Raw genomic sequence first — 16,361 nt, forward strand, 5'->3', positions numbered from 1 at the left:
ATGAAGGCACGGGATATGGGACAAATAAATCATTGGGCCGCATCCAGGATATGACCGGCGACTTGCCAGCCGGTGGCGACGGCGACCCCTGAGCCCGATCCCTCTTTCACCGGGTCATAGTGGGCCAGCACGCTGCCGGCGCCGTAGAGGTTGCGAAGTGGCTTGCCGCCGCGCAGCACCCTCAGCTTGTCGTCCGTTTTGACCCCGAAGCCCATAAAGGGGTGGTGGTCGAACAGGCGGCGACCGGCCCAGGCGTCGCGCTCCGGCAGGCTCAGCACGTCGGCATCGAAGATGGGCTCGCGAATGCCGCCGAGGCGAGACTCCAGCCCACGGCTGAAGAAGCTGCCGGAGGCGAGCACGAAGTGCGCCGCCTCGAACAGCTGATCGTCGCCGTTCTGGCTATGAACCCCGATCACCTTATCCCCCTCGTAGCGGGCGCCCAGCACCCGCTCGCTGGTGAGGAAGGTGCCGCCGAGGCGTTGGAAGCGGCGCTTGAGCGCCTCCTGCATTCGCATGCCGATGAGTGACGGCGGCATGGTGGCGACTTCGCGGAGGGTGCAGCCGGTGCGTTGCTCAAGCTCCGCCAGGCGTGGGCCGACCAGCCCCAGGGACAGGCAGGCGGGCAGCACCAGCTGGTGGCAAGCGGGCTCGCCACTCTCTCGCACCATGCGGGTGATCTCGCGGGCGAGATCTGCCAACAGGCTCGGCTGTTTATCCCCTGTCTGTCTATCAAATAGGCGAGCGATGTCGGCGGAGCGAAACTCGTGGGGATTGCGGCTGAATTCGCCGAGCTGAGGTAGGCGAATTTCGCCGGTCAGGATGCGGCAGTGGGCGAAGCGCGGCTGGGCTCCGAGATTGGCCGCTGCCAGCGCCGGGTGAAAGTCGCGAAAACCTTCCAGGGTCGCCAGCAGCAGGCTGTTGGGGACCGGGGCCTCGGTGACATAGGCGCAGGTCGCAGGGGAGATCCAGGTGCGCTTGAGGGTACCTATGGGGGTGATGCGCTGGTGATTGTGCTCCTCGCGATAGAGCGGCAGCCCCTCTTCGGCGCAGTGGCGCTGCAGATCCGCGAGGCTCGCTGCTATGTTGGCGAGCCCCACCTTGGCGTAGGGATGATCAGGGTGCGTGACCATAAAGGCGGGCAGGGCGGCGCGAGGATCCCCCTGGGTGTCGAGCAAGTCGATGGAGCCGGAGGAGAAATGCAGGGCGCTCTGGCCCGAGGCCATCAGTAGGGTCTTCTGGCCCGCCTCGGCCAGGCGCAGGGCGGCGGAGAGGCCTGCCATGCCGCCACCGATGACGATGGTATCGAATTTCATGATGGCTCTCCTTGAGTCGAAGGGGTGGCCTGCCCATGAGAGGCAGGGGCGGCGACCAACTGGGGCGCGGTCCATTCACCGAGGCCAAACAGCCCCTCATAGATCCAGTAGGTAAACTCGGTCTCCCGCAGGGCATCCCCCCAGAGCACGGGGCGGGTCCCCTTGTGGCGCTCCTCCAGGAACTGGCGCAGCATGACGCAGGCCTCGCGGCCGTCGGCCTTGCCGTACTCCTGCATCAGGCCGGCGGCGCGGTAGGCGCACAGCTCCCCCTGACAGGGGCCCATGCCGAGCCGGGTGCGGCGGCGCAGATCCACCAGGTTGTCCACGTCCAGCTCCCGCAGGGCGTATTCGATCTCGCCCGCGGTCACCATCTCGCACTCGCAGATGAGGGCGTTGGCCTTGGGGTTATCCCGGAAGAACGCGATGACCCGCTCGCCGTGACGATACTGGGCCGAGCCTTCGACCGGGACGCTGAGGCCGGGGGCGGAGACCTTCTCCGGCTCCCGGGAGCCTGGCAAGGAGAGCTCGGCGGTACGGCAGGGCCGGCTGTTGCCGAGCTTGTTGGCGATGAGATCCGTGGCCCACTCGGCCATCAGCCGATAGGTCATCAGCTTGCCGCCGGTGATGGTGTTGAAACCCTTGAGGCCGTCCCGCTCGGCGTGATCCAGCAGCACTATGCCGCGGCTGATGTTGCGGCCCGTCTCATCCCCGTCCACCGCCACCAGGGGGCGCACCCCGGCGTAGGCGCGCAGCAAGCGGGTGCGGGCCATGACGGGGGCGAGCTTGATCCCTTCCCGCAGCAGCACCTCGACCTCTTCCGGATCCACGCTCAGCTGATCGATCTTGTGATAGTCGATGCGACTGGACGTGGTGCCGATGAGGGAGATGGTGTCGCCCGGTACCAGGATGTCCGCGTCCGCTGGTTTGCGGGCGCGGTTGAGCACCATCTGGTTGATGCGGTAATCCATGATGAGCAAGGAGCCCTTGGCGGGGAACATGCGTATGCCGAGATCCGCGTACTCGCAGATCTGTTGGCCCCAGATGCCGGCGGCGTTGATCACCTCCTGACACTCCACTTCGAACTCCTCGCCGGTGCGGGTGTTGATGGCCTTGACCCCATGGACTCTATCCTGCGTGCGAATGAGCCCCAGCACCTTGCTGTGGGTGAAGATGCGGGCGCCGTGCTCCTTGGCGTCCAAGACGTTGGCAGCGGCGAGGCGGAAGGGATCGACGGTGCCGTCAGGCACACGAATGGCACCGATCAGCGCCGGGTTGACGTTGGGTTCGAGGCGCAGCGCCTCGCGAGGATCCAGCTGCTGGGTCGCGATGCCGGCCTGGGCGCAGGCGGCCATGAAGGTAGTTTGAAAGCCGATGTCATCTTCCGGCAGGGTGACGAAGAGGCCGCCGGTATCCTCGACGCAGTGGCTGGCGATCCGCTTGAGGATGCGGTTCTCCTGAATGCATTCCCGGGCGGATTCCGGGTCCGTCACCGCGTAGCGGGCCCCCGAGTGGAGCAGGCCGTGATTGCGGCCCGTGGTGCCTGCGGCGATGTCATCCCGCTCCAGCAGGACGCAGTCGATGCCGCGCAGCGCGCAATCGCGCATGATGCCGGCGCCGGTGGCACCGCCGCCTATGATGACGACTTCCGTGGTTATTCTTTTCATTCTTGCCCGTCTCATCTCTTCCAGATAGCGCCAGTGTGGCGCCTTCCCGGTCAAAAATGTTTGATATGGGCCAAATTAATGTTCGCAAACGCTCAAAAATGCCAAGCTAATGAACAAAGTGTGATTGTTATCACAGAGGAAGAATGGAAAAGGGGCCCGGGGCCCCTGTTCTCTGGCGCCATGATGGCCAGTTTGGTTGTTATTTATGCTGTTTAAATCAGTTTTTCATGTCGTTTTCACTGCCACGGGCAGAGTGCCCGGGATGTCCGCTCATCAGCCGCAGCATTTCTTGTGCTTCTTGCCGCTGCCACAGGGGCAGGGATCGTTGCGGCCCACCCGCAGCGGCGCCGGATCCTGCTCGCCGTCGGTGTAGACCCAGCGACCCTGATAACGCACGAAGCGGGAGCGTTCGTGCAAACAGTGGCGCTCATCCCCCTCCACAAACCAGGCCTTGAACTCCACCGTACCGGCGTCATCGGCTGGGCCGCCTTGGGCTGCGAGGATCTCCAGCCCATCCCAGCGGGTATCGGTCTGGGAGAGCTGCTCTGCCGTCAGTGTTCCCAGGAAATCCGGGTGCCAGCTGTGCACCAGATAGTCACCAAGCCCCAGCACGAAGGCACTGTAGCGCGAGCGCATCAGTTGCTCTGTGGTGGTGGCGTCTTGGCCGGCGTGCAGCGCACCGCAACACTGGGGGAGAGAAAGGGCGGAACCGCAAGGACATTGGCTCATGAGTCAGTTTATCGGGTCGATATAGAAGGTGGCGGGATTGTAGCGAAAGCGGCCCCCCTTCGGCCAGCAGGTCGAACTGGTAGGAACGGAACACCCACATAAAAATGGCTAAAGGAAGTACAAGATGACTCTGAAACAGAAGATCCTGTTATTGGGCGCTCTCCCCGTGCTGCTGATGGCCCTGGTGGTCAATCTGAGCAACTATCTGATTTCCAAGAACTCGCTGGAATCTGAACTGGTAGTGGCACGGGACAAGGCGCTGTCGGATCGCAAGGCGCTGCTGAGCAGCTACCTGATGCTCACCAAGACGGCCATCGACAAGGAATATGCCGCGCCGGACAGCCCAGAGGCGCGCGAGCGAGTGAAGGAGATCCTGCGGCCCCTGCGTTATGGCAGTGATGGCTACTTCTTCGTCTACGACTTCCAGGGCAATACCCTGCTGCTGCCCACCCGCCCCGAGGTGGAGGGCAAGAACCGCTGGCAGGACAAGGATGCCAAGGGCACTTTGCTTATCCAGGAGATCATCAAGGCGGCCCGGCAGGGGAATGGTTACTCAGAATACTGGACCAACAAGCCTTCCCTCGGCCGCGATGCCCCTAAACTCTCGTTCAACCTGGTGCTCGACAAGTATCAGTGGGTGGTGGGGACCGGTTTTTACATCGATGACATCGACAGCGAACTGGCGGCCCTGCGCAGCGAACGCGAGAGCAACATGCACGCCTCCCTGCAAACCGGGGTGCTGCTTATTCTGCTGATCCTGGGGGTGACCCTGGCGGCGACCGTGGCGATCGGCAATAGAGTCACCCGGCCGCTGGCGGAGGCGGTCTCGGCCCTCAACGACATCGCCGATGGGGACGGGGATCTCACCCAGCGCCTCAAGGTACAGAGCAAGGATGAGGTGGGCCAGCTGGCCAGCGCCTTCAATCGCTTCGTCGAGCGCATTCAATCTGTGGTGAGCCAGGTGGGGGAGACCAGTCATCAATTGCTCGGCGCCGTGGAGAAGCTGCATCGGCTGAGCGAGCACTCGGACAAGCAGATGCACGGCCATGGCCGGGAGACGGATCAGGTGGTCACCGCCGTGACCGAGATGAGCTCCACCGCCCAGGAAGTGGCGGCCAGCGCATCCAATGCGGCCAGCGCCACCAGTGACGCGGCCCGCGAATCTGACGCCGCCCGCGAGGTGGTGGGCAGCGCCATCGGCAGCATCAACCGGCTGGTGGGCGAGGTGCACACCGCCGCCGGGGTCATTGAGCAGCTGGCTCAGGAGACCGGCAAGATAGGATCCGTGGTGGAGGTCATTCGCGGCATCGCCGAGCAGACCAACCTGCTGGCCCTCAACGCCGCCATCGAGGCGGCCCGGGCCGGTGAGCAGGGCCGCGGCTTCGCGGTGGTGGCGGACGAGGTACGATCCCTCGCCGGCCGTACCCAGCAGAGCACCAAGGAGATCAACGAGATGCTGCAACGGCTGCAAGGGGGGGTGAAGCAGGCGGTGGAGGTGATGCAGGCCAGCGAGGCGCGCAGCCAGGAGACGGTGCAGGAGGCGGGCCACATCGCAAGCTCCCTGGACAGCATGGTGGCCGCGGTCAGCACCATCAATGACATGAACATCCAGATAGCGACCGCCGCCGAGGAGCAGCATGCGGTCTCCGAGGAGATCAACAAGAACCTGGTGGCCATCCAGCAGATCGTCAGCGAGCTGACCGAGGCGGCCGGCGAGTCCAATTCCACCACCCGCGACCTGGCGGGCACGGGTGACAAATTGCGCCAACTGGTCTCCCGCTTCCGTTATTGATCGCATTTTTGCCGTCTGGTGGTTATTTCCAGACGGCAAATTTGGGGATCGCCGCAGAATGTGGGAAAATCGAGCCATTCGTTCTTTTCGTTAGCCCCATACCCTATGAATGAGATCGTGAAAGGCAGTATCGATTTGATCCGGCAGCTTAACTACGGTCTGGTCTATGCCAGTCTGGAGGAGCACAAGGAACTGTCCCGTACCGATCTGTCCCGTTTGACTGGCCTGTCGCCGGCCAGTATCACCAAGATCACCCGCGAGCTGCTTGATGGCGGCCTGGTCGTCACCTGTGGCGAGAGCTCGGTGGGGCGCGGTCGTCGCCAGACCCTGCTGCGCATCAACGAGCGCCGCTTCCAGTTTCTCTCCATGCGTCTCGGTCGCGGTTACGTGGACATGGCGCTGTTCGATCTGGCGGGTCACTCCCTCGCGCGGCATCGCCACCTGTTCAGCGAGGATGAACGCGCCGATCTGCTGGCCAGTCTGGTGCGTGCCATCGATGTCTTCTTGCCGAAGAAGGCGCTGCGTCTGGCCTGCATCGCCCTCTGTCTGCCGGGTCAGGTGGAGCGCCACTCCGGCATGGTCAAACACTTCCCCTTCTACGATCTGCGCAACTGGCCGCTGGGCCCTACCTTGCAACAGGCATTCGAGGTGCCGGTGCTGGTGAGTGGCGACGTGCGCACCTGGATCCAGGCCGAGCGCGAATGGGGCGCTGCCAAGAACTGCGCCGATGCGGTGCTGGTGTTCGTGCACAACGACATCGGGGTCGGCATGGTGGTCAATGGTCAGCTCATCGAGAGCGAGTCGGCCCTGCTCGGGGATCTCAGCCACCTGCAGCTCGAACCCTATGGCCAGCGCTGCTATTGCGGCGGCTTCGGTTGCGCTTGCACCCTGGTGACCAATCAGGCGCTGGAGGCCCAGTACCGGGACCTGCGCGAGCGCATGCAGGAGCACGATCTGCCCGAAAGCGTCAACATCCGCGAGCTGTGCGAGCTGGCGCTGGCGGGCAACAGCCTCTGCCAGGACATCTTGCATCAGGCGGCGGGGCGCCTCTCCCGGGTGCTCGCCAACCTCATCTGCCTGCTGAACCCTGGCAAATTGCTGCTGGGGGGGGAGATCACCCGCGCCGATCGATTGTTGTTCCCCATGTTGCACCAGTCCCTGGCGAGCCAGCTGCCGGCCGATTACCTGGTGCGGCTGCAAATCGAGTCCACCCATTTCTACGAAGACCCGACCAAACCCACCTCGGTGCAGGTGCACAAGGCCCTGCGTGACGGCAGCCTGCTGCTCGATTTGTTGCGAGGTGACAAGGAGGCATGAGACTCGGGTTGCAAGGACGCATCCTGCTCATGCTCTGTCTGGTCAGTCTGTTGCAACTGGTGTTGCTGAGCGGGGCCAGCTACTACTACGTCTCCGAGCAGCGCTATCGGGAGGTGGGGGATCAGGCTCTCGACGTGGCGCGGCTGGTGGCGCGTGAACCCGGTGTCATCGCCGGGGCGAAGCGTGGGGACAAGGCGCGGCTCAACGTGCTGGTGGAGCGGATGCGCGCCGAGGTCGGCGCCAGCTACATCGTCATCGGTGACACCGAGGCGCGTCGTCTGGTCCATCCCAATGCGGACCGGCTCGGCAAGCCCATGGTGGGAGATGATCCCTTGCGCGCCCTGCAGGGGGAGTTTTACGTCTCCCGGGCGCAGGGCTCCCTTGGCGGCGCGCTGCGGGGCAAGGGGCCCATTCGCGACGAGATGGGCAAGGTCATCGGCGTGGTCTCGGTCGGTTATCTGGTGCGCGACATTGACGCTGACTTGCGTGGCTTCCTGCGCTTTGGCCTGCTCTGCACCCTGCTCATCGTGCTGCTCAACAGCGCCGCAGCGGCCTGGCTGGCGCGGCGCTACAAACGGGCAATTCTCGGCTTTGAGCCCGAGCAGATAGGCCGCCTCTATGCCGAGCTCGACTGCACCCTGCGCACGGTGCGCGAAGGGATCCTCACCATCGACGAGCAGGGCCGGCTCACCTCCCTCAACCCCAATGGCATCCGGCTGCTGCGCCTGGACGAGCAGGCGGCCAAGGCGGCCATCGGCCAGCCTATCAACCAACTGCTGCCGGGCAGCCGCATGCGCTCCCTCATCGAGGATCCCAGACCCCAGTTTGATGAGGAAATCGTGCTCAACGGCCAGCCCCTCATCGTCAACCGGCTGCCTCTGGTGCAGGACGGGCGCCTCATCGGCGCCGTGTCGAGCTTTCGGCGCAAGGACGAGCTGGCCGAGCTCAGTGCCCAGCTCTCCCAGGTGCAGGCCTACAGCGATCTGCTGCGGGTACAGACCCACGAACACAACAATCAGCTCGGCACCATCGCCGGCATGATAGAGCTCGGTGCCACCCAGGAGGCGCTTGCCTTCATCGGCCGGGAGGCCGCCACCGAGCAGACCCTGCTCAGCTTTTTGATGGGGGCCATCGCCAAGCCCAAGGTGGCGGGTCTGCTGCTTGGCAAATACCACAGGGCTCATGAGCTCGGGTTGGTGCTCGTTGTCGATCCCGACTCCAGTTTGCAGGACATCCCCGCCAGGGTGAGCGGCTCCCAGTTGGTGACCCTGCTTGGCAACCTCATCGACAATGCCTTCGAGGCGACCCGTCGCCATGGTGCCCCTTATCAGCCCATTTGGGTGGCGTTAAGCGATCTGGGTCAGGATCTCATCCTCGAGGTGGAGGACGGGGCCGGTGGGGTAGATCCCGCGTTGGCGGACAGATTGTTCGAGCAGGGAGTCAGCAGCAAGTCTGAGCCCGGTCATGGTATCGGCCTCGCCCTGGTGCGCAAGACTCTGGATGCCTTGCAGGGGCAGATCACTATTGAAGGCACGACGCAGGGAAGTTGCGTCGTTTGTTACATTCCCAAGGAGGTGTGAGTGATCAAGATCCTGATCGTCGAGGACGATCCGGCCATCGCCGAGATCCACCGCCGCTTCGTGCAGCGGCTGGACGGATTCGACGTGCTGGGGGTGGCGTTGACCCTGTTCGATGCCAGGGAGCAGATCGATATTCTCAAACCGGATCTGGTGCTGCTGGATGTGTGGCTACCGGACGGGGAGGGGTTTAGCCTGCTGCGTGAATTGCGCCAGGCTGGCGCTTGTCTGGATGTCATCTTGCTCACCGCCGCCCGGGAGGCCAGCGCCCTGCAGGAGGCGATGCGGCTCGGGGTGGTGGATTTTATCCTCAAACCCGTGGTGTTCGAGCGATTGCGGGACACCCTGGAGAAGTACCGTCAGAGCAGCGCGGCTCTCGCGGCCCTTGCCGACATCGATCAGCAGGCAGTGGATGCTTTGCTGGGCTCCCCGCTACAACAGGTGGCGGCCGCTGGCCTGCCCAAGGGGATCGACGGGCTCACCCTGCAGCGGGTGCTGGCGGCCTTGACGGGTGAGGGGGCCAGTGCCGAGGAGATTGGCAGCCGGGTGGGGGTCAGCCGCACCACGGCGCGTCGTTATCTGGAGTTTCTGGTGGGCCAGCAGTTGGCGAGCCCGGAGCTCGAATACGGCACCGTCGGGCGGCCGGAACGGCGTTATCGCCAGCACTGAGGAGGCGCCTCAAGGCGCCTTGTTGCACAAAAAGAAAGAGCGCCTGTTGGCGCTCTTTCTATCAGGGTTTGCTCCCACTTGGGGTATCAAGGTCTCTGCTCATATTGGGTAGGATCAGAGGTGGCAGAGTCTCATGGATTCAGTGGCTGGTGGCCGGCTCTCCCTTGGGTTCCTTACGCGCCTGCCACCACTGCCAGAGCGGCAACAGCAGCATCACCAGGGTCACCAGGGTGAAGCCGAGGGTGATGGGCCGCTCCCACAGGAAGCTCAGGGAGCCGTCGTTGATGACCAGGGCGCGGCGCAGGTTGTCCTCCAGCATGCCACCCAAGATAAAGCCGAGCAGCATGGGGGCCATGGGGAAGTCCAGCAGGCGCAGGCCGATGGCGATGAGCGCCACCAGTGCCATCACATAGATGTCCATGGTGTTGAAGGAGACCAGATAGACCCCAATCAGCGAGAACAGCAGCACCATGGGGATGAGCACGGGGCGCGGTACTTGCAGGATCTTGGCGAGATAGGGAATGAGCGGCAGGTTGAGGATGAGCAGCACCACGTTGCCCAGATACATGGAGATGATCACCGACCAGAACACGTCCGGGTGCTCCATGAACAGGCGTGGGCCCGGCTGGATGCCATAGGCGATGAGGGCGCCCAGCATCAGGGCCGTGGTGCCTGATCCCGGGATCCCCAGGGTCAGCAGCGGCACGAAGGCGCCGCTGGAGGCGGCGTTGTTGGCCGCTTCCGGTGCGGCGACGCCGGTCAGACTACCCTTGCCGAACTCATCCCGCTTGTTTTTACGGGCGAAGTTTCGCTCGGCGCCGTAGGCCATGAAGGAGGCGATGGTGGCGCCCGCACCCGGCAATACGCCGATCAGGAAGCCCAGCACCGAGGAGCGGGCAATGGGAGGCGCTATCTCTTTCACCTCTTCCCGGCTCAGCTTCAGGGATCCCAGCTGCTGCATCTTGCTGGCCTCTTCTTTGCTGTTGTCCTTGCCCGGGCGCAGCACCGTCATCAAGATCTCCGCCAAGGCGAAGGTGGCCATGGCCAGCAGCAGGAAGGAGAAGCCATCGCGCAAGTCAGGCAGGCCGAAGGTGAAGCGGTCCACCCCGACGCTGCGGTCGATGCCGACGGTGGAGAGCATGATGCCAAACAGCGCCATGATCAGTGCCTTGAGCACCTGTCCCTTGCCAGCAAAGGCGGCCACCGCCGACAGCCCCAGCACCATGAGGGCGAAGTAGTCTGCCGACTGGAAGGAGAGGGAGACTTTGGCGAGCAGGGGCGCCGCCACCATCAGGAAGATGGCTGACAGGGTGCCGCCGACGAAGGAGGCATAGGCCGCGATGGCCAGCGCCTTGCCCGCCTGGCCCTTGCAGGCCAGCGGATAGCCGTCGATGGCGGTGATCATGCTGGCCGAGCAACCCGGGGTGTTGATCAGGATGGAGGCGGTGGAGCCGCCAAACATGGAGCCGTAATAGACCCCGGCCATCAGGATGATGCCGGAGGCCGGATCCAGTCCGTAGGTGATGGGGATCATCAAAGCGATGGCGGTGACCGGGCCCAAGCCCGGCAGCATGCCGATAAAGGTGCCGACGAAGCAGCCGACCACCACCATGAAGAGGTTAATGGGCATCATGGCGGTACCGAGCCCCTGCAGAATTCCGTCTAACATGTGATCTCCTTATCCCATCAACTGGGTGAACAGCCAACCCGGCTCGAGGTAAACGTTGAGCCCCTTGGTCAGCAGGGCCCAGAAGATGAGGGTAAAGGGCACGCTCACCTTGCAAGCAAACCCCAGGCTGCTATTGCCCATCAGCAGGATCCCGCCGATCAGAAACAGCATGGTGGCGATGACAAAGCCGAGCCAGGTCAGGGCGGCTCCGTAGACCAGCATCAGCAACAGCAGGGCGAACACCAGCCGCCAGTTGCCGCGCTCTTTGTGCAGCCGCTCCCCACCGGGGGAGCAGATGAGGATCAGCGAAAGCAGGGCGCCGACCCCGGCCAGGGCATAGGGCAGGGTACTGGCGGTAAAGGGTTCATATTCGTCCCCCGGGTAACCCGGGATCTGGGTGGCGTGATAGCCATAGGCGAGGGAGAGCAGCAAAAACAGCAGCCCCCCGAGCCGCTCCTTGGTCAGGTGCATGGTGATGACTCCGATATGGGCGGGCCGAGCCCGCCTGGGGGTTATTTGATGAAACCGAGCTCGCGCATCAGGCCGCCGATCTCTTGCTCCTGGCTATTGAGGAAGGCGGTGAACTCCGGGCCGGATTGATAGAGATTGGTCCAGTTGTTGCGTGCCCGAACCACTTCCCACTCCGGCTTGTCATACATCTGCTTGAGCAGGGCGGCGAACTCGGCGGATTTTTCCGGGCTGACGCTGGGGGAGGCGAAGTAACCGCGCCAGTTGGCAAACACCGTAGGGTTACCCTGCTCGCTGAAGGTGGGCACCTCTTTAGCATCTGGCATACGCTCGGCGGCCGTCATGCCGAGGATCCGCATCTGGCCGGATTTGACGGCTTCCATCGCCTCGCCAAAGCCGGTGGAGAGCACCTGGGTTTCGCCCGCCAGCACCGCCGCCATGGCGCTGCCGCCGGCGTCATAAGCCACGTAGCGCAGCTTGCTGGCATCGGCTCCCGCATTCTTGAAGGTCATGGCCGCCACCAGGTGATCCAGGCTGCCCCGAGCGGAGCCGCCTGCGATCTTCACCTTGGCGGGGTTGGCCTCATAAGCAGCCAGCAACTGGGCCCAGTTCTGGTAGGGGGAATCGAGTGGCACGGCCAGCGCCTGGTAGTCGGCGATGATGGCGGCGACCGGGGTGAGATCCCGGAACGATTGCGGCAGCTCCTTGGAGAGGGACTTGACGATGATGGGGGTGGAATTGACCATCAGGGTCTTGTCGGACTGGGCCGAGGTCTCGATTAGGTGAGCGATGGCCTTGGCGCCGCCCCCGGCGGAGATGTTCTGGAAAGAAGCTGTGGTGATGAGGCCGGACTTGGTCAGCGCTTCGCCGGTGCCCCGGGCCGTGTTGTCCCAGCCGCCGCCGGCGCCGCCCGGGATCAGGAAGTGAATTTCATCTATCTTGGCCTGCACGCCGAGGCTGGCGCCCAGCAGGCAGCAGAGCAGGGTGCGCTTGAAGGTTCCTTGCAACATGATGTTCTCCTTGTGATTGTTGCGAGGAGGTTAATTAATCATTGCGACCAATAAAATAATCTGACCGTAATGGCTATTAAGGTTGTTCTGCCCATTGTGTTCATTCTGGTCACGGCTGAGTCTTCTGAGACGAGACGCCCGTGACGATCTGTGATGCCTAGAGAACGGAGGAAGAAGAAGCGAAGTCAGAAAAAGTGAAGGAAGCATAAGCACAGGAAGAACAAAGAGAGCGGGGCACACCGAAGAGTGCCCCGCCTTCTGCTGACGATGATGGCTGGAAAGCCGCCGTCAGGATTTATCCTTGGTTGCCTTCGTCTCCTTGGCTGGCTTGTCCTGGGCCTTCTTGTTTGTCTCTTCCTGCTGCTTGATGGCGTCTGTGACCTTCTGCTTGAGCGCCAGCTGCTCCATCACCAGCTTGTAGGCGATGTAGTACTTGTAGATATTGCCGACATAGGTGACGGTTTCCGGGCCTATTTTCTCCGCCGCCACGTACTCGACGTTATGGAACCAGACATTGGGATCCATCCCTCGCTTCTGGGTTTCGGTGCGCAAGCGCGCCACCCTGGCGGGACCGGCATTGTAGGAGGCGAATGAGAACAGCGCCTTGTCGAGGGGGGTCATGGGCTCGTCGGCATAGTAGTGATCTATCATCCAGCGCATGTATTTGACGCCGCCGTGGATATTGGGCTCGATCTGGCGGATGTCACCCACCTTCAAGCCTTTACCGGTGGCAGGCATGATCTGCATGATGCCGATGGCGCCGACGTGGCTGCGGGCCTTCTGGTTGAGGGCCGACTCCTGATAGCCCTGCGCCGCCACCAGCAGCCAGTCCACGTCGTATTTCTCGCCGTATTCACGAAACAGCTCGACCACCTGCAGGAACTTCTTGCGCTCGGCGTCGGCGGCGGCACTCTTGACGAATTTGTTCTGCTTGAGATAGCGGGCAAGGATGGCCTCACCGGTCGCCTTGCCCCGCAGGGCCGCGATTTGCTCGTTGAGTATGGCGAGTAGTTGGGTGCTCTCCTTTCGCACCGCCCAGGCGATCACGCCCCCATCGCGAAACACGGGCTCTTCGTGGATCTGGATGGCGGGAAAGATCTTCTTCCAGAAACGGGCCTTGTGTTCATCCATGACGATGAAGGGCAGTAAACCGGCGTTGACCATTTCCACCAGATCTTCATCCTCCAGCACCTCGGAGGCGGGCTTGATGTCGATGAGGGGCTCACCTGCTGCCTTGCGAGCCTCGTTATAGGCCACCAGGCTCTCGTAGTAGCTGGACGACGGCCTGACATAGACGCTCTGGCCACCGAGATCCGCGGCGCTCTCCACCTTGGGGGAGTGGGGGCCCGAGATCAGCAGCTCGCGCACATTTTCGATCAGGGGTGCGCTGAACTCTACCCCCTGCTGTTTGCGCTTGTCGGTGATGGTGAGGTTGGCGGCGGCGATGTCGCCTTTACCCGCGAGCAGGGCGGGCAGCAGGGCCTCGCGAGCCACCGGGATGAAGACGAAGTGCAGCTTGAGGTTGCGCTTGATGGCCTTGTCTTTGCGCAGCTGTTCGTTGAGGCGCTTTTCCACCTGCATGAAGGCGTCGTAGGTGACACCTCGTTGTACGCCCTTGTAGATGAAGTAGCCGGTCTTGTTGTAGGTGGTCAGCACCCGGATGGCCCGTCGCTCCAGCATGGCATCGAGATCCCCCAGCATGGGTTTGGAGAGCTCATCGCTGGCGAAGACCAGGGCACTGCGTTCCTCTTCTTCCTTGTTGGCGGTTGTCTGTTTGTCTGCTTCGGCACTCCAGGCCGGGTTCAGGGAGCAGAACAGCCAGATCATGACAATCCATAAGCGTTTCATAACGTACACCTCACTCGTTTTATAGAGTGTAAGCGGCGCCTCGGGGGCTATTTAGCTTATTGGGTTTGATAGGAAAAGGTCGATAGCACGATTTCCACTATTCGAAAATGGGCGCTCGATGACCTGCACATATGAAAAAAGGAGCCCGCAGGCTCCTCTTGTCGTCAGGGGTAGTGGCTTGGCTAGAACCAGAAACCGATGATGAAGGAGCCCGCCAGGGTCAGCATGACGTTGGCCACGGCGTAGGTGCCCGCATAGCCCAGTGCCGGGATGGAGCTGTTGGCGGCCTCGTTGACCACGTCCATGGCCGGGGCGCAGGTGCGGGCACCGGTGATGGCCCCGAGCAGTAGCGCTGGATTCATCTTCAGTACCCAGACCCCGAACAGGTAACCCACCAGCACCGGCAGGGTGGTGACCAGCATGCCGGAGAAGAGCACCACCATACCGACTTCGCTCAGGTGATCCAGGATGCCGCCACCGGCCTTGAGACCAGTGCTGACCATGAACACGGCGAGGCCGAGATCCTTGGCAAGGCGCAGGGCGCCTGGCGGCACGTAACCGACCGTGGGGTGGTTGGCCCGCAGGTAGCCCATCAGGATCCCCGCCAGCAGCAGGCCGACGGCGTTGCCGAGGCCGAACTCTATCTGGCCAAACACTAGGGAGACGGAGCCTATCAGCAGACCCAGCACGAAGAAGGTGGTGAAGGCCACCAGATCCGTGGTCTGGCTGTGGATGCTGATAAAGCCAATCTTGTTGGCCAACAGCTTGACCCGCTGCTTCTCGCCGCTGATCTGCAGCACGTCGCCTTTTTGCAGCATGATGTTGCGATCAAACGGCATCTCGATCTGGGAGCGCACCACCCGGTTGAGGAAGCAGCCCTTCTCGGTAAGGTTGAGTTCCACCAGATGGCGGCCGACCACGGAGTCGTTCTTCACCACTATCTCTTCGGTGACGATCTGCAAGTCCAGCAGGTTGCGGTCGAACACCTCTTTGCCGTTGCGATAGTTGACGTCGAGCTTCTCGTGACTCTCCGGATAGCCAACCAGCGCTATCTCATCCCCTTCCTGGATGATGGCGTCACCGTCGGGGCTTGCCAGAATGCCGTTGCGGCGAATGCGCTCCACGTAGCAGCCGGTGTGGGGATAGATGCCGGTTTCCCGCAGGGTACGCCCGCCAATCCAGGCGGCGAGCTCGGGGCCAACCCGGTAGGCGCGGATGATGGGCAAGTAGGTCTTGCGGCTCTCGTTGTCAGACAGTCCCCGCTCGCGGGCTATCTTCTGGGCCTCGGTGCTGAGGTCCAGCCGCGCCAGCGCGGGCAGGTAGCGCACCACCAGCATCAGGCCGACCAGACCCACCAGGTAGGTCAACGCATAGCCGATGCCCATGTTGTCGAGTACCGACTGCATGTCGGTCTGGTGAGGGAGGTTGAGCAGGCCGCTGCGCAAGGCATCCTGCGCCCCGACCAACGCCGGGGTCGAGGTGAGCGAACCCGCCAGGATCCCCGCCGCCATACCGGGCCCAAGATTGAAGAACTTGGCGAGTCCCACCGTCAGCAGCAGTGCGGTCAGCAATATCACCAGGGTGAGGGTGATGTAGTGGATGCCGTCGCGCAGGAAGACGCTGAAGAAGTGGGGACCGGCCTCGATGCCGACGCAGAAGATGAACAGCATGAAGCCGACGTTTTCTGTGGTAGCGGAGAACTCGAAGCCCATCTGGCCGAACAACAGGGCGGTAAAGAGTACGCCTATGGTGTTGCCAATCTGGAAGTTGCCGAGGCGTACCTTGCCCAGCAGCAGGCCGAAAGCCAGTACCACGAACAGCAGCAGGGAGTCGCTTTGATGTAGCAGTGTCACGAAATCTATGGTCATGCCCGGAAAAACCGAGGAAAAAAGTGGGGCCGATATTGTGCCGTATCCCATGACAAGAAAGAAGCGTCAAAGCGGATTAATAGGCAGTTAAGTGGCCCTCTTCCCATCGGTGGGGCGAGATGCTGGGGGGGGAGAGCTGAAATACCTCATGTTCACGCTGCCAATCTCGTTGTCAATTAGTGATTTATGCTATCCAGAGGGAAGGGCGTGGCGCCCCTGTGGACAATTTATTACCTGCTGTCAGGGGCACAACTGAGCATGCTTTTCAGCATATTTGACTGGGGTGAAAAGGGGGCAAGCCGAGCTCGCTCGGCACTTCAGTGAAGGAGATGACCCATGGCGTGTGGCATAGGGAAAAAAGATCCCGACAAGGGCGGCGCAGTACCAGGGTTGAGCCCATTTAGGGGGGATCGCAAAAACAGGAGAAAATGGGGAAG

The 16,361-nt window shown here is 62.5% G+C and carries 12 protein-coding genes; 4 read left to right on the top strand and 8 right to left on the bottom strand.

From position 1 onward, the window contains the following. Nucleotides 1–29: 29 nt before the first annotated feature. The 3 genes from glpB to BN1137_RS21360 all read right to left on the bottom strand — a co-directional run bounded on the left by glpB (nucleotide 30) and on the right by BN1137_RS21360 (nucleotide 3,706). Nucleotides 30–1,313, bottom strand: coding sequence for a glycerol-3-phosphate dehydrogenase subunit GlpB (gene glpB, locus BN1137_RS21350; protein WP_050720524.1), 1,284 nt, complete (start codon nucleotides 1,311–1,313; stop codon nucleotides 30–32). Then, complete coding sequence (gene glpA / locus BN1137_RS21355; RefSeq protein ID WP_157433893.1) at nucleotides 1,310–2,977, bottom strand: anaerobic glycerol-3-phosphate dehydrogenase subunit A; 1,668 nt, start codon at nucleotides 2,975–2,977, stop codon at nucleotides 1,310–1,312. Before glpA ends, glpB begins: the two co-directional genes overlap by 4 nt. Before the next feature lie 273 nt (nucleotides 2,978–3,250). Continuing rightward, the gene (locus BN1137_RS21360; RefSeq protein ID WP_083443508.1) at nucleotides 3,251–3,706 is read right to left on the bottom strand and encodes a YchJ family protein; all 456 of its coding nucleotides are present in this window, start codon (nucleotides 3,704–3,706) and stop codon (nucleotides 3,251–3,253) included. A gap of 124 nt (nucleotides 3,707–3,830) precedes the next feature. On the opposite strand from BN1137_RS21360, the gene BN1137_RS21365 reads away from it, so the two are divergent. From BN1137_RS21365 to BN1137_RS21380, 4 genes are all read left to right on the top strand, one after another. After that, a complete protein-coding gene (locus BN1137_RS21365; protein ID WP_050720526.1) occupies nucleotides 3,831–5,498 on the top strand; it encodes a methyl-accepting chemotaxis protein in 1,668 nt (555 codons plus the stop codon). Nucleotides 5,499–5,603: 105 nt separating this feature from the next. Further along, on the top strand, nucleotides 5,604–6,815 hold the full coding sequence (locus BN1137_RS21370) for an ROK family transcriptional regulator (protein ID WP_050720527.1): 1,212 nt from the start codon (nucleotides 5,604–5,606) through the stop codon (nucleotides 6,813–6,815). Next, nucleotides 6,812–8,395: an ATP-binding protein gene (locus BN1137_RS21375; protein WP_050720528.1), complete on the top strand. Its 1,584-nt coding sequence runs from the start codon at nucleotides 6,812–6,814 to the stop codon at nucleotides 8,393–8,395. The genes BN1137_RS21370 and BN1137_RS21375 overlap by 4 nt, the downstream gene beginning before the upstream one ends. Further along, complete coding sequence (locus BN1137_RS21380; RefSeq protein ID WP_050720529.1) at nucleotides 8,396–9,061, top strand: response regulator; 666 nt, start codon at nucleotides 8,396–8,398, stop codon at nucleotides 9,059–9,061. A 139-nt stretch (nucleotides 9,062–9,200) separates the two neighbouring features. On the opposite strand, the gene BN1137_RS21385 is transcribed toward BN1137_RS21380, so the two are convergent. The 5 genes from BN1137_RS21385 to BN1137_RS21405 all read right to left on the bottom strand — a co-directional run bounded on the left by BN1137_RS21385 (nucleotide 9,201) and on the right by BN1137_RS21405 (nucleotide 15,924). Then, a complete protein-coding gene (locus BN1137_RS21385) occupies nucleotides 9,201–10,730 on the bottom strand; it encodes a tripartite tricarboxylate transporter permease (protein ID WP_050720530.1) in 1,530 nt (509 codons plus the stop codon). Between the two features lie 9 nt (nucleotides 10,731–10,739). Next, a complete protein-coding gene (locus tag BN1137_RS21390) occupies nucleotides 10,740–11,201 on the bottom strand; it encodes a tripartite tricarboxylate transporter TctB family protein (protein ID WP_050720531.1) in 462 nt (153 codons plus the stop codon). A 41-nt stretch (nucleotides 11,202–11,242) separates the two neighbouring features. Then, nucleotides 11,243–12,208: a tripartite tricarboxylate transporter substrate binding protein gene (locus BN1137_RS21395; protein ID WP_050720532.1), complete on the bottom strand. Its 966-nt coding sequence runs from the start codon at nucleotides 12,206–12,208 to the stop codon at nucleotides 11,243–11,245. Between the two features lie 288 nt (nucleotides 12,209–12,496). Then, a complete protein-coding gene (locus BN1137_RS21400) occupies nucleotides 12,497–14,056 on the bottom strand; it encodes an MltF family protein (protein ID WP_050720533.1) in 1,560 nt (519 codons plus the stop codon). Nucleotides 14,057–14,238: 182 nt separating this feature from the next. Next, nucleotides 14,239–15,924, bottom strand: coding sequence for an aspartate:alanine antiporter (locus BN1137_RS21405; RefSeq protein ID WP_050720534.1), 1,686 nt, complete (start codon nucleotides 15,922–15,924; stop codon nucleotides 14,239–14,241). Between the last annotated feature and the right edge of the window lie 437 nt (nucleotides 15,925–16,361).

Source organism: Aeromonas tecta (genome assembly GCF_000820185.1).
Lineage (GTDB): Bacteria > Pseudomonadota > Gammaproteobacteria > Enterobacterales > Aeromonadaceae > Aeromonas > Aeromonas tecta.